Source organism: Helicobacter cinaedi PAGU611 (assembly GCF_000284635.1).
Classification (GTDB): domain Bacteria; phylum Campylobacterota; class Campylobacteria; order Campylobacterales; family Helicobacteraceae; genus Helicobacter_C; species Helicobacter_C cinaedi.
The window spans coordinates 1,151,769-1,164,954 of sequence record NC_017761.1 but is presented as its reverse complement, the minus strand read 5'-3'; the positions used below and the strand labels follow the sequence as shown (position 1 = coordinate 1,164,954).

12 protein-coding genes and 1 pseudogene are annotated in these 13,186 nt (G+C 39.4%); all 13 read right to left on the bottom strand.

What is annotated here, in order from left to right:
- Positions 1–2: 2 nt before the first annotated feature.
- The 13 genes and pseudogenes from HCN_RS05810 to HCN_RS05745 all read right to left on the bottom strand — a co-directional run bounded on the left by HCN_RS05810 (position 3) and on the right by HCN_RS05745 (position 13,119).
- Positions 3–629, bottom strand: coding sequence for an acyltransferase (locus tag HCN_RS05810; protein WP_014666847.1), 627 nt, complete (start codon positions 627–629; stop codon positions 3–5).
- On the bottom strand, positions 629–1,390 hold the full coding sequence (locus HCN_RS05805) for an SDR family NAD(P)-dependent oxidoreductase (RefSeq protein WP_014667573.1): 762 nt from the start codon (positions 1,388–1,390) through the stop codon (positions 629–631). Before HCN_RS05805 ends, HCN_RS05810 begins: the two co-directional genes overlap by 1 nt.
- Before the next feature lie 2 nt (positions 1,391–1,392).
- Positions 1,393–1,623: an acyl carrier protein gene (locus tag HCN_RS05800; protein WP_002956470.1), complete on the bottom strand. Its 231-nt coding sequence runs from the start codon at positions 1,621–1,623 to the stop codon at positions 1,393–1,395.
- A gap of 90 nt (positions 1,624–1,713) precedes the next feature.
- On the bottom strand, positions 1,714–2,460 hold the full coding sequence (locus tag HCN_RS11730; RefSeq protein ID WP_014666846.1) for a hypothetical protein: 747 nt from the start codon (positions 2,458–2,460) through the stop codon (positions 1,714–1,716).
- On the bottom strand, positions 2,453–3,877 hold the full coding sequence (locus HCN_RS05790; RefSeq protein WP_002956472.1) for a 3-oxoacyl-ACP synthase: 1,425 nt from the start codon (positions 3,875–3,877) through the stop codon (positions 2,453–2,455). Before HCN_RS05790 ends, HCN_RS11730 begins: the two co-directional genes overlap by 8 nt.
- The gene (locus HCN_RS05785) at positions 3,874–4,581 is read right to left on the bottom strand and encodes an acyltransferase (RefSeq protein ID WP_014666845.1); all 708 of its coding nucleotides are present in this window, start codon (positions 4,579–4,581) and stop codon (positions 3,874–3,876) included. Before HCN_RS05785 ends, HCN_RS05790 begins: the two co-directional genes overlap by 4 nt.
- A gap of 2 nt (positions 4,582–4,583) precedes the next feature.
- Positions 4,584–6,005, bottom strand: a complete 1,422-nt coding sequence (locus tag HCN_RS05780; protein ID WP_014666844.1) for an ANL family adenylate-forming protein — start codon at positions 6,003–6,005, stop codon at positions 4,584–4,586.
- A 200-nt stretch (positions 6,006–6,205) separates the two neighbouring features.
- Positions 6,206–7,766: pseudogene (locus HCN_RS05770) on the bottom strand (ANL family adenylate-forming protein); the annotation flags it as partial.
- A complete protein-coding gene (locus tag HCN_RS05765; RefSeq protein WP_002956474.1) occupies positions 7,759–8,745 on the bottom strand; it encodes an SDR family NAD(P)-dependent oxidoreductase in 987 nt (328 codons plus the stop codon). The gene HCN_RS05765 and the pseudogene HCN_RS05770, both read right to left, overlap by 8 nt.
- On the bottom strand, positions 8,738–9,034 hold the full coding sequence (locus HCN_RS05760; protein ID WP_002956475.1) for a hypothetical protein: 297 nt from the start codon (positions 9,032–9,034) through the stop codon (positions 8,738–8,740). The genes HCN_RS05765 and HCN_RS05760 overlap by 8 nt, the downstream gene beginning before the upstream one ends.
- Positions 9,010–10,209: a methionyl-tRNA formyltransferase gene (locus HCN_RS05755; protein WP_002956476.1), complete on the bottom strand. Its 1,200-nt coding sequence runs from the start codon at positions 10,207–10,209 to the stop codon at positions 9,010–9,012. Before HCN_RS05755 ends, HCN_RS05760 begins: the two co-directional genes overlap by 25 nt.
- Positions 10,202–12,430, bottom strand: coding sequence for a formyltransferase family protein (locus HCN_RS05750; protein ID WP_014666841.1), 2,229 nt, complete (start codon positions 12,428–12,430; stop codon positions 10,202–10,204). Before HCN_RS05750 ends, HCN_RS05755 begins: the two co-directional genes overlap by 8 nt.
- Entirely contained in the window at positions 12,430–13,119 is a 690-nt protein-coding gene (locus HCN_RS05745) for an acyltransferase (RefSeq protein ID WP_014667572.1), read from the bottom strand. Before HCN_RS05745 ends, HCN_RS05750 begins: the two co-directional genes overlap by 1 nt.
- Between the last annotated feature and the right edge of the window lie 67 nt (positions 13,120–13,186).

The window sequence follows — 13,186 nt, the reverse complement described above, 5'->3', positions numbered from 1 at the left end:
AATTAAGATTGAAATATTTGTGATTCTTTTTGAAGAATCGCGTGTGAATCTAGCGTATAAATTTTTTTAGCAGGGTTGCCAAAATAGTAGCTCCAAGGCTTTAGTTTTCGCCCCATATTGAGACTCATTGGTCCCAAAGACGCACCGATAGAAAAATAACTCTTTGGCAACACGAGCGAATGACTTCCTATATGGCAGTGCTTCTCTAAAACAATATGGGAGCCTTTGATATTTCTTAGCATAGTCGGCACACAAGGTCCCACGAGATAGCCTCCCGCAAAATCATCGGTGGTAGCAAAAATTTTGCTATAACTGCTCATACCGCAAAAATCCCCAAAACTCACGCTAGATTCTATCCCATCGCCTCCTGTGATACTTGAAAATGCTCCTAAATGGATAAAATCTCCAAGCCTTATAGCCCCACTTAGAATCACAAAATCATCAATACGAATATGATTGCCTAGAGATATTTTATGTGGAGCGTAAATCTCTGTTTTGCGTGAGATAAGGACATTTCGCCCTAAGCTTTTAAAGCCTATTTTTTTAAGCTCTGCCTCTGTGTAATGCCCCTCATTGCGTTGGGATTGCATAAGTGTAGTTATTGTATCTGCTTGTATAGACTTTTTCATCACAAACTCCCGCCGCCATCAATGATGATATTCTGCCCTGTTATCCAAGAGCTAGATTCACTCAAGAGAAAGCATACAAGTGGGGTAATATACTCTACCTTGCCTATGCCTAGCGGATAGGCTTTATCCATTGCTTCAATATACTCTTTATCATAGATTTTACTCCAAGATTCTATCATCTCCGTTTTGACAAAGCCCGGACTAATGGCGTTTATGCGGTATTTTGGGGCGATTTCTAGCGCGATTGATTTGACCGTCGCATTTACTCCCGCTTTTGTCGCAGAATAGTTAGATAAGCCCTTTTGTGCTTTCACACTTGCATTTGAGCTAATCCACACAAAAGACGCCTTATCTACACTTTTTGCCCTTTTATCTAGCAGCCCTTTTAGAATCTGTAAATTCCCAAAATAATTGACATTAAAAATCGCTGTGGCGTTTTCCACAGACAGCACCGATGAAATCGGTGCTGTCTGCTGGAGACCAGCAGATAGCACCGCGCCATCAAAGCTGCCATATTCTTTAGCGAGATTCAAAGCCCACTTATCCAAAGATACATATTCGCTAATATCCTTTGAAATAGGGATAAACCGCTCTTTATACAGAGCTTTTTCCCTTTTAGATTCTAGCTTTTTGCTATCCCTTGCTAGTGCTATAACCTCTGCACCAAGTGCGTTTAGCTCTAATGCAATCGCCGCACCTAAGCCGCTACTAGCCCCTGTGATTAAAAAGCGTTTATTGCTAAAACAATCTTTTTGAAACATATTTAGCCTTCTAACTTATCTTGTGCTAAAGCGATTATGTCGCTTACACTTTTGCAATTATGCAGAGCATTGCCGCTTACTTGCATAGCAAAGAGATTTTCAAATAGGGCGATGAGTGAGACAATGGCTAGGCTGTCGTATTCTTCAATAGAATCTAAGGGCATATCTGGCGTTAATGGCTCATCTCTTTGTATCGCATCAGCGATGTGTGCCAAAAAGTCTTGTTGTGTCATTGTGTATCCTTTAATGTTGAAATTTGTGTCTCTGCATTGTTTCTTTGACGCTTTTAAGTGATTCTGCACTCAAGGCTCGGTCATTACCCTTTAGGTAACTCCTTTCGCCTTTGCTTTGAAAACACTTAAAATCACTCCAAGATACTTCCGCAGTGTTGTTAAGTGTTTATGCAAAGTTGCATAATCTTTAAAGTCAGCTTTTGTAAATCTTTGACTGCAAAGATTATGTAACATTTTTAGATTTTGTGTGGATTGTGTGTTTTTAGATTTTAGATTCCCTGCTAATTGGGTGGGTGCAGGGTGTAAGGGTGCAAAATTTATAGAATCTAGATTCTGTGTGATTTGGCTTGTGTTATATATGGAATCTATATTTGCAGTGGATTTTAGTTTTTCTGCTTTTTGCACCCCTATGCCCTGCACCCGCCCATTTGGGTAAGAATCTAGATTCTTGTCATATTTGTAAGTGTGGGCAAGAGTTTCGCTCGTGTGAGTCTTTGAAAAAGGCGAAAAATCTCTTTTGGATTGTAAAATTTTAGATACTTCGCCTAAAGGCTCGGTATGACAAAACTTAGAATCCGTATTGCTAGATTCCACTTTTTTGGAATCTTGGCACTCTAAGGATTGAGATGAAAAAATCAGCGAAGCGGTGAAAGGCAAAGTCGTAACAGGTTTCTTTAGTAAATCGTGGCTTTGCGAAGCAGAAGCAAGAAGCTTGCTTGGTGTAAGTGCCGAAGTTAGCGAATGTAGATGCAGTTGCAAAGCAACAAATCCACACTTGCAAATCGCCGATTTATCGCTCAATACTGAATACCCCCAAAAGACAATGCAGTTACTCATAAACCCCTACCTTTTGGCATTTAAATCCTTTATCTAGCGTTACCACCGCATTGCCCCACGCTAGTCCCGCACCAAATCCTGCTAAATGCACCCTTAAAGGCGAATCTAGCCCATTACTCGCTAACTCTGCTAGAGTGTCGCATATTGTCGCTGGGATTGAGCAGCCACTAAGATTGCCGTATTTGTTAGTCGTGGTGTTTGGGACTTTCTCTTTTGGCAGCCCTAAACTTCGCGTGATATTATCCACAATATATTTATTTGCCTGATGGAAAAAGAAGTAATCAATTCTGTCTTTATCACATTGTGCGTAATCTATAATGCCCTGAAATGTCTTTGGATAGGTAGAAACCGCAAAGCTAAAAATCTCTGCCCCGTCCATATATAAGTCTTTAAGACTTCGGCTCTCGCTTGTTTCCCATACTTTAGAATCTGTAATAATCTCTTTTGTTGGGATTCTACACGCACCTTGTGGGATTATGAGTTGGTGGAACTTAGAACCATCGCTGCCCAATTCAAAATAATGCTCTTTTTGCAATTCAGCTTTTTCTAAAGAAACTTCGTTTTGCGATAAATGCGGGAGCTGCGAAAAATCGCACAGGTCTCCGCTTAGGTAACTCCCTTGCGATTTTCCTTGCAACCCACATTTCTCATCAAAAATCTTAGAATTGCTGGGATCTTGGTGTGTAGAATCTGCTTGAGATTCTGTATCGCTAGAGTCTTGGCATTCTAAGATTGTGAGTGAATTTTTGGGGTTATGCAAGGTAAGCGAATGAGGCGATGTAGCCGTAGGCGAAATCCACACTTGCAAATTAGACATACGCCGCAATGAAGCGTCCGCCGCATTCCCCAAAAAGTCGCCACAAGCTGAATGCCTAGCTAAATTGCGTTCTAGCAATGTCGCACTAACCCCATCCCCCATCATCGGTGCTAGATTAGAATCTAGTGGATTAACAAACTTGCTTAAAGTATCGCCAACGATAAGTAGCACACGATTTGCCCCACCGCTATCGCACAGACTATGAGCTACATATAGTCCATAGAGATAGCCCGCACAGGCTTGATTTATATCAAAGCTAAGGCAGGATTGACTTAAGCCGAGTTTGCCTTGCAAATAGCACGCACTTGCTGGGCAAAAGTAATCAGGGCTTTGCGTTACAAAAATAAGCGCATCAATGCTCTCTCTTTCCACATTAAGAGATTCTAAAAGTCTTGTAGCCGCTTGCAGTCCTAAATCACTTGCGGTAATGTGCTTTTCAGCGATATGGCGAGTTTGTAAGCCTATGACTTTTTTAATCCGCTCTAAGCCCTTTTTATCACCTTTGTAAATGGTGTCAAGCTCGGAATCTATGTCTATAACCTTTGGTGGCACAATGGTGTAAATGCCTTTTATGCTTGTGTTATGAAAAGTCGCTTTCACGCCGCCCCCTTAAGCACATAAGGGCTTTGTAAATGGGTGCTTAGTCTTGCAAAAGAGATAAGAGGGTTTATAAAAGGAAGTGTTACTGCCCCCCCCGTTAAAAATTCACTCTTTAAAGATTTTAAAAATTCTTTTTCAAGTGTGAGGATATTTTTGCTTCTCTCCAAGATTCTTTTTGCAGGGTTGCCAAAGTAGATTCCAAAAGGTTTTGTAGGGCGAACAACAAGGCTTAAAGCCCCCACACTCACTCCCTCACTTAAGCCTTTGCTTGAGGGTAGAATCACGCTTCCAGCTCCCACGATACAATGCTTTTGTAGGACAATCTTAGAGGTGCTAACGCTTTTAAAATTTGAGGGTATCATAGGATTGGTTAGGCTTTTCCCACTATAATCATCACTTGAGCTAAAAAGGCTTACGCGTTGCGAAAGACCGCAAAAATCTTCCAGCACAATGCCAGCTTCCCCACCAGAGAGGCTAGCCCACGCTCCTATATGGATAAAGCTACCTATTTGTATATTTCCGCTTAAAATCGCAAAGTCATCAATGCGGACATAATTCCCCACACTTATGCGTTCTGCGTTATAGAGACTTGCTTTTTTTGAGATAAAAATATTTTTTGGATTTTTTGGAATCTTTATGCCTAAGTCTAGGAGTTCATTGATAGTGTAAAAACCGTCTATATTATACTTTATCGTGTTGTGCATTCTCACCCTCTTTTCCTTTTCAATCTCTCGCTCACTTCCAAAGATTCCACAACGATGACTTTACTTGGAATCTTAAAGGGGGCAAGTTTGTCTTTGCAGAAAGTTCTTATGTATTTTTTTAATTCTAGATTCTGCGTTACCTGCGTTGTCTCTTTGGTGCTTTTAGCGGATTCTGCACTCAAGGCTCGGTCATTACCCCTTAGGTAACTCCCTTCGCCTTTGCTTTGAAAACCACTAAAATCACTCAAAGATACTTCCGCAGTGTTGCTGTCTGTGTTTTTAGAATCTAAGTTTGCAGATTCTGCTTTGCTAGATTTTATGTAATGATTAGAATCTAACACCACCTTTACACTTACACTTTGCCCTGTAATCGCATTAGATTCCCCATATACAACACAATCACTTATAAATGGAATCTGTAATAGCACTCCCTCAACTTCTTGTGGGATAACTTTCTCTCCACCCACATTGATAACTTCTTTTGCCCTGCCTATAATCTTTATATACTCTTCCCCATTAATAGTTTTTACTTCTACTAAATCTCCAGTAGCAAAGTAGCCTTCATTATCAAACACACTATTATCACTATTAAGATAGCCTAGTGCGTTTGTGTGGGATTTAAGATAGAGTATATTATCCACTATCTTGTAGCCTGCATTTATGATTCTAAAAAACTCTGCGAAGTCGCTCTCATCTGTTTGTTTGGTTTTAATGGCATTTGTCTCACTTGTCCCAAAGCTTTGCTTGAATCTTGTGTGCGGCAGGGCTTGTTGCAAAGATTCTAAAAGTTTTGAAGACATTTTTTCGCTTCCATAAATGACTAGCTTTAAATGAGTTAAATCATAATTGCCTAATCCAGCAACAAGCAAAAGTCGCAATAATGTCGGCGAAGTAGGTAAAATCTCTACTTTATGTTTTTGTAAAGATTCTAGAATCCACTGCGGACTTCGCTCTTTTGGGATAATAAGGCTTCCACCACCCCCAAAGGTATTTAGCATTACATCAATCCCTGCGATATGGTCTGGCAAATATACACTCATTATACGCAATGGATTTTGCCTTTTATTACAATAAGATTCTAAAAGTGTATTTAGATTATGCACTATGGCTTTGGGTTTGCCTGTGCTACCGCTTGAAAAAAGGATTAATCCGCCATTATTTTGCTTTTTTAAACTATCAAGCAAACTATGTGATTTTGGACTAATAGAATCTAGCTTGTTTTCTTGTGTATCTAATACAAACTCTACCCCAAAATCTTGTAGCGAAATGTCAATATTTCGTGGAAGTAAGGGGGCTATAATACACTGCTTTTTGCATAAAGCCAAAAATGCTATGATATAAGAAAGGCTATAATCCCCCCTAAGTGCTATCACTGCATTATTTGGGATTGTAAGCATAGTTTGAGAAAGACTAAAGGCTGACATTTTCTTGCAAAGCTCCGCATAAGTGTAGGGTGTGTCGTTGAGTATTAAGGCATTTTTGTCGCCATAGCACGACATTTTGTGCATAAATGAACTTACGCACATTGTAAATTCTCACATATAGAGATATGGCGAAATGATAAAGATTTATAACGATAGATTGCATAATAATAGGACTCATAGAGTGTTACCCCCCCCCCATTAGTAAGTCGCAATTTCTTGAATCTCTCGCTCACTTCCAAAGATTCCACAACGATGACTTTACTTGGAATCTTAAAGGGGGCAAGTTTGTCTTTGCAGAAAGTTCTTATGTATTTTTTTAATTCTAGATTCTGCGTTACCTGCGTTGTCTCTTTGGTGCTTTTAGCGGATTCTGCACTCAAGGCTCGGTCATTACCCCTTAGGTAACTCCCTTCGCCTTTGCTTTGAAAACCACTAAAAATCACTCAAAGATACTTCCGCAGTGTTGCTGTCTGTGTTTTTAGAATCTAAGTTTGCAGATTCTGCTTTGCTAGATTTTATGTAATGATTAGAATCTAACACCACCTTTACACTTACACTTTGCCCTGTAATCGCATTAGATTCCCCATATACAACACAATCACTTATAAATGGAATCTGTAATAGCACTCCCTCAACTTCTTGTGGGATAACTTTCTCTCCACCCACATTGATAACTTCTTTTGCCCTGCCTATAATCTTTATATACTCTTCCCCATTAATAGTTTTTACTTCTACTAAATCTCCAGTAGCAAAGTAGCCTTCATTATCAAACACACTATTATCACTATTAAGATAGCCTAGTGCGTTTGTGTGGGATTTGATAAAAAGCTCATTATTTACAATCTTATATTCCATATTATCAAGGTGGATAAAATTATCCTTTGTTGTAGTCTGCGTGATACCTATCTCACTTGCTCCAAATGTTTGATGAAATCGCACTTTTGGAAAAGCGTTTTTAAGCTTTGCTAAAAGAGAATCTGACATTTTTTCTGTGCCATAGGTAATAAGCCTTAGTGAGCTTAAATCATAAAGCTGCGTTGGGTTTGAAAGCAAAAAGAGATGAAGCAAACTAGGACTAGCGGGTAAAAGGGCGATTTTGTAATCTTGAATACTTTTTGCAATCTCTTGCATATCTTTGCGATTTTTTAGAGTAATGCCACACGCCCCAAGACTTAGCACATTAAAAAGCGTATTTAGCCCACCTATATGATCAAACATAAGGAATAATAAGATATTTATACGCTTTGGCTTTTTCTCTAAAAAACCTTGAAGCAAGGTGTTTAGATTATGCACTATGGCTTTGGGTTTGCCTGTGCTACCGCTTGAAAAAAGGATTAATCCGCTTGTGTGATTTGCCTGCAAGGAAGCGATAATGCTGTGTTTTTTGTCTATGCTACGCGTAGAATGCAAGGTGTTATTATAGAAAAGATAGTCTATTTGCCCCTCTTTGATATAAGATTGAAGCATAGGAGAGAATATGGAATCTTTTGGGATAAGTGAAGCAGATAGAGGCGTAACAATAAAGCCCTTTTCTACACACGCTAGGAAAAAGGCTAAAGTCTTTAAATCATAATCACCGATAATGCCAATGACACTATTTGCCTTTATGCTATTGAGTAAATTTAGGGCATTGCGTGTAGAATCTAAAAGCTCCCCATAAGTGTGGCTTTGATCTTGTGCAATAAGACATATAGAATCTTGCTTAAAACTCTCAATCTTGCGTAAGAATGGGTGCGTGAAATTATAAGAATCACTACGCATTTACGCCTCCAAGATAAATGACTTGTGCGGTGATAAAATCACTTTTTTCATCTAAGAAAAACTCAATGGCATTTAGCACATCTCTAAACTCACCAAATCGTTTGATGGCTTGTTGATTTAAAAGGGCGTCCATCTTTGCTTTAGGGACATTTTTGATTAAATCCGTTGGCACAGGTGTGGGACCAACGGCATTTATGGTAATGCCAAACTCGCTTAGTTCCTTAGCACACACTTGTGTGAGATTGACTAGTGCGGCTTTTGAAGCGGCATAGGCGGCTTCTCCCTCTAGGCGTAAGGGGGTGGCGACTGTGGCGAAATTTACGATACGATAGGGCATTTGCGTTGTTTGCGTCGGCTTTTTGGTGCTTTTAGCGGATTGTTCGCTCAAGGCTCGGTCATTTATGTTTAATAAACTCCCTTCACCTTTCGCTCCAAAAGCTATGCTTTCTTTAGTAAAACCACTAAAATCACTCAAAAATCCTTCCGCAGTAGAATCCTTATTGTTAGAATCTAAGATTGCAGATTCTTTAAAATCATCACAAACCGCTTCCGCAATGGCATTTTTCGCATTATTTTTAGAATCTAGCCCCTTAGATTCTAAATCCTTTATACGCTTTTTATAATTTTGCACCATAACCTTTGAGACTTCTCGTAAGAAAAGAAAGCTACCAAACACATTTGTGTTAAAGATATTTTGCATAGTTTTTAGTGGTGTAGTAAGGATATGATTCATAGAAGCAATTCCGGCATTATTTAGCAATACATCAATTGTGCCAAATTCCTTTTTCACAGCCCTTACCATATTTACAACCGCATTTTCATCGCTCACATCAAGGGTGAAATGTCTGTAATTTTTATGCTCTAAATTGCTTTGTGTCCGCGAACAGCCACACACAATATCGCCTTTATTTAAGTAATACTCGCTTAAATCCCTGCCTATGCCCTTGCGTGTCCCTGTGATAAGTATGACTCTAGGCATTGCTTTGACTTTTTTCTAGGATATAGGCACTTAGGGTAGCGACATCTTTAAAAGGCGAGTTTCTTCCGCTCATTGTCTTTTCATCAGCTAGGATAAGATTAAGATTGAGTTCATCTGCTAACATTTCCTCTAAGTCGGCAATAAAGCTTACAAGGGCTAGAGAATCTAAATTGCCCTCAATCCCATAGATTTTTGTTTCAAGTGTTGGATTTTTTAGATTCTCATTCTCTAGCTCATCTGCTAGAGATTGGAGAGTTTTATAGATTAATGATTGGATTTGTGTTTGCATTTTTTGCTCCTTAAAATAAGATTGAAACAAGCAGTATTGAATAAAGATGTAAAAGTAGAAAAAAGGGTAATAAATTTGTGATAAAACACGCCCATAGCAATAAAGAAAAGATAAGAAATAATGGGAGAAGATGAGAGATAAAAAATTAGAGTTTTATCCCCCCCCCCCGTTAAAATATCACTTAATAGCCTGTCGCCGATTTTAAGTGCTTTGGCACATTGATAGTGCGTAATGCGTAATGTAGAATCTAGCGTTTTGATAATGAGATGTGGCAGTATCATAGCATTTTGCGTGGCGGATTCTGCCGTGATAGAATCGTGCATTGTAGAATCTTGTGTGGCAGATTCTAGGGGATTTTGTAAGGTTTTTTCTATGCCTACAACACAACCGGGTGTGGCGATATAATGCGGAGTATTTTTAATCTCTTGGGCTTTAAAAATGCGTAGCTCTTGGGTGTTTGTGCGAGTTTTAGCTCCTAAATCTGGGGCGTTTAACGCACGGATAAAGTTAAAAATCTCCCTTGAAGTCTTGTGCCAGTTAATCCACTCATCGCCCTTCACTCTAGCAGGGCAGTAGAATCCAATCTCGTGGATATGTCTTTGTGGTATCCGCTCCGCTTTGCCGCTCTGCAAAAGACAAAGTGCATCAAATAATACTTCCGCACACTCTGTGTGGGCTGTGCGTAAAAGTGTAGAGTAGTCATCTTTGTCATTTATGGGATAAGTGCGTTGCAAAATCAAATCGCCCGTGTCAATCCCACTATCCACATAATGCACACTAATGCCAAATTCCTTTTCATCATTGATTAACGCCCAATTTAGGATATTCCGCCCACGATAAAAGGGTAGCTTCCCAGCGTGGCAGTTAATGGTATGAAGCCTAGGCGTGGAGATAAGCGGTTCTTTAAAGATTTGATTAAAGCTCATTGAGACAAAAATATCACACTCAAAAGATTCTATTTGGGCTAAAAACTCGGGCGAATTGATATTTTGAGCTTTGATATAGGGGATATTATGCGTTTTAGCAAAGTTATGCAAAGTCTCATCGGTGCTGTCAAATCGCGGTGTGATAAAGCAGACACAAAAGTCTTTGTGTGCGATGATTTTTCTAAAGGCATTATGCGACCAAATACCATCGGCGAAGTAGCCTATTTTGAGTGGAGCTAGGCTACGCATAGGCTTTCCTTAAAGGCTTTGGCTTTGAATCTATGGTAGGGATAGATAGGGGAGTATAAGCAGTGCGTAAATAGGGCAGGGCTTTTGCCTTTGCTACTGCCTTGAATCTTAGCTCTGGTGTGGCGTTGAATCCGTTGAAGCAGAAGCTGAATCTGGGGTTGTGGTTGAATCCAAAATTGAATCCGCAGAAAAATCCAAAGCCGAATCGGTATATAAATCCATACTGCCCCCCCCCCCGTGCAATTTCCTTATCTGCTACTTTGTGTGAATCTTGGCTTATACGATAGGCTAGGAATATTGTAGATTCTGTATTTGCCTTTAGGGTTTGATAAATTTGCTTGTCATAGATTTTGCCACCGATTGTGAAAGGTAAAATATGTGTGCTAAATTGCTTTTTAAAAACAAAAAGAGAATCTTGCTTATCGTTCCCTCTGCCACCGCCTAGGATACATTGGGATATGCCCTTATCTTTTGCGATTTCAAAGAAGTGTTCAAACAACGCTCCCATAGCATTAAGATTCTTATCAAGTGAAATATCGGCATTCGCCCCTAAGTGATAGTATCCGCATAAGGAATCAAATAAAAAGATTCCCATTGCGGCAATTTTGCCTTCAAATGTGGCTTGTAGCATTACGCATTGGGGCATTTGGAGCAGGGTTTTAAAATAGGCTATATCAAAGAAATAAAACTTATCTGCGTTGTTGCGTTGCATTGTTTGCGTATAAAGTGTGTGAAAAAGCTCTGTATCGTAGCTTTGGCTTACTTGCAAGGCTTGAAGTGATTTTCTAAGTTTCCCTCTAAGCCTTGAAGAATAGCTTTGCCATCTTGCTTGTGTGTCCGTAGTTGTGGCTATAATCTCTCTTGTATTATCAAAAAAATCAAGCAAATGAGCAAAATGCGGTGTGGAGCTAAAATGTGGGTGAAAGCGGATAAACTCAGCGATAATGTTTCTTTTCCTTGCTTCTTGTGCTTGTGCTTCTAGGGCATTGCGTAAAAAGTTTATGTCGCTAGAGTTGCTAAAATATCCACCATAGCCATAGGGGGAGCTCATATCAAAGTAGGGTGTGTTGGGTATTGGCTCTATGATGGCGGTGTTAGAGAAAAAATCACTGCCTTGCGTGTATGAGAAGTGAAAAATCTGCTTTTGATTATATAAGAGTGGTTCTAAAAGGGCTTTAGCATAAGAATCTTGGCTAAAAATGCTTGTTTGTGCGTGGCTAGATTCCATATTTGCCTTGATTGTTGTTTGTGGGATGTTGCAGTGATGTGAAATGTTGTAAGTGTGTGAATCTGTAATGCAGGTTTGGGATTTTATATCACAAGCATTTTTTGTTAGGGACTGTGGAATCTTGCTTTTGTTTGCTAGGGTGAGTTGCAAAAAGCCCTCTTCTCGTTTGCAAAGTATGTGATTGTCAAAAGAAAGCAGTATATCATTAAGGCGAGATTGCTCAAATGTCCTTTCAAGGAATGGATTGGAAATGAGCTTTGCATCTATGAAACGCACAGAAGAATTGCATTTGAGATATGCTCCTTGTGTCTGCATAGCAAAGGCTTTTATGGTATCAATAATATGCTGGGTGCTTTGTGTATGAAAGTCAAGCTCTAAATGGGAATTTGCCCGTGTGTAGTAGGGAATGGGTGGAGTGCTATGAGATAAAAAGTTTTCATCAGGCTTGAAATCCCTTTGCATAGCAAGGAGAAAGGCTTCTTTTTCGGCTAAAAAGCACATTTGATAAAGCAGTGGTAGAGATATGTTATCATCATTATAAACAGGCACTTGCGAGATAATCGCCCCAGAATCAATCTCATTAGTCATTATATGGCAAGTTGCCCCACTTGGCTGATGAAACAAAATCGCTCCATTAATGGGGTGGTTGCCTTTGAGATTTGGTAGTAAAGATGGGTGGCAGTTAATAAAAATTTGATGTGGCTTTTGAATCTGCGATATAGGCAGAATGTAAGGGCAGCCATTGGAGACTAGCACATCAAATTCTAGGCTTTGCACAAGGGCTAAAAGCTCTTTTTTTGATGAAAATTCATAACAATGCTTTTTGTATTTTGGAGAGAGGCTTGTTTGCAAGGTGTGTGCGGCATAGGTTTGAGACTGCATACAAATAGTGAGATTGTGGCAAGTTTGAAGCATAGCTTGCAATACTTCAAGGCGATTGCCGACGAATAAAAATTTTTGATGAGTATTGGGAGTAAGATTGCAAAGAGACATTAGGCACTTCTCCTTGAGATAATGCTCTTTGAATCTTGTAGGGTTATGAGAGAGTGAATATTATGAATATTATGTGAAAAAAGCTTTAGTTTATCCCCCCCCCCCGTTAAAAATTCACTCTTTAAAGATTTTAAAAATTCTTTTTCAAGTGTGAGGATATTTTTGCTTCTCTCCAAGATTCTTTTTGCAGGGTTGCCAAAGTAGATTCCAAAAGGTTTTGTAGGGCGAACAACAAGGCTTAAAGCCCCCACACTCACTCCCTCACTTAAGCCTTTGCTTGAGGGTAGAATCACGCTTCCAGCTCCCACGATACAATGCTTTTGTAGGACAATCTTAGAGGTGCTAACGCTTTTAAAATTTGAGGGTATCATAGGATTGGTTAGGCTTTTCCCACTATAATCATCACTTGAGCTAAAAAGGCTTACGCGTTGCGAAAGACCGCAAAAATCTTCCAGCACAATGCCAGCTTCCCCACCAGAGAGGCTAGCCCACGCTCCTATATGGATAAAGCTACCTATTTGTATATTTCCGCTTAAAATCGCAAAGTCATCAATGCGGACATAATTCCCCACACTTATGCGTTCTGCGTTATAGAGACTTGCTTTTTTTGAGATAAAAATATTTTTTGGATTTTTTGGAATCTTTATGCCTAAGTCTAGGAGTTCATTTATGCTGTAAAATCCACTCATACAGCAATCTTTACAGGATAAGATGAAGTGATATGTTTTGAGAAAGGGTAAAAAGATATTGCTTGGA

What these genes read in the sequence shown, in the direction of transcription:
- HCN_RS05810 (WP_014666847.1), bottom strand. Translation starts at nt 629, where the DNA reads ATGAAAAAGTCTATACAAGCAGATACAATAACTACACTTATGCAATCC.
- HCN_RS05805 (WP_014667573.1), bottom strand. Translation starts at nt 1,390, where the DNA reads ATGTTTCAAAAAGATTGTTTTAGCAATAAACGCTTTTTAATCACAGGG.
- HCN_RS05800 (WP_002956470.1), bottom strand. Translation starts at nt 1,623, where the DNA reads ATGACACAACAAGACTTTTTGGCACACATCGCTGATGCGATACAAAGA.
- HCN_RS11730 (WP_014666846.1), bottom strand. Translation starts at nt 2,460, where the DNA reads ATGAGTAACTGCATTGTCTTTTGGGGGTATTCAGTATTGAGCGATAAA.
- HCN_RS05785 (WP_014666845.1), bottom strand. Translation starts at nt 4,581, where the DNA reads ATGCACAACACGATAAAGTATAATATAGACGGTTTTTACACTATCAAT.
- HCN_RS05780 (WP_014666844.1), bottom strand. Translation starts at nt 6,005, where the DNA reads ATGTCAGCCTTTAGTCTTTCTCAAACTATGCTTACAATCCCAAATAAT.
- HCN_RS05765 (WP_002956474.1), bottom strand. Translation starts at nt 8,745, where the DNA reads ATGCCTAGAGTCATACTTATCACAGGGACACGCAAGGGCATAGGCAGG.
- HCN_RS05760 (WP_002956475.1), bottom strand. Translation starts at nt 9,034, where the DNA reads ATGCAAACACAAATCCAATCATTAATCTATAAAACTCTCCAATCTCTA.
- HCN_RS05755 (WP_002956476.1), bottom strand. Translation starts at nt 10,209, where the DNA reads ATGCGTAGCCTAGCTCCACTCAAAATAGGCTACTTCGCCGATGGTATT.
- HCN_RS05750 (WP_014666841.1), bottom strand. Translation starts at nt 12,430, where the DNA reads ATGTCTCTTTGCAATCTTACTCCCAATACTCATCAAAAATTTTTATTC.
- HCN_RS05745 (WP_014667572.1), bottom strand. Translation starts at nt 13,119, where the DNA reads ATGAGTGGATTTTACAGCATAAATGAACTCCTAGACTTAGGCATAAAG.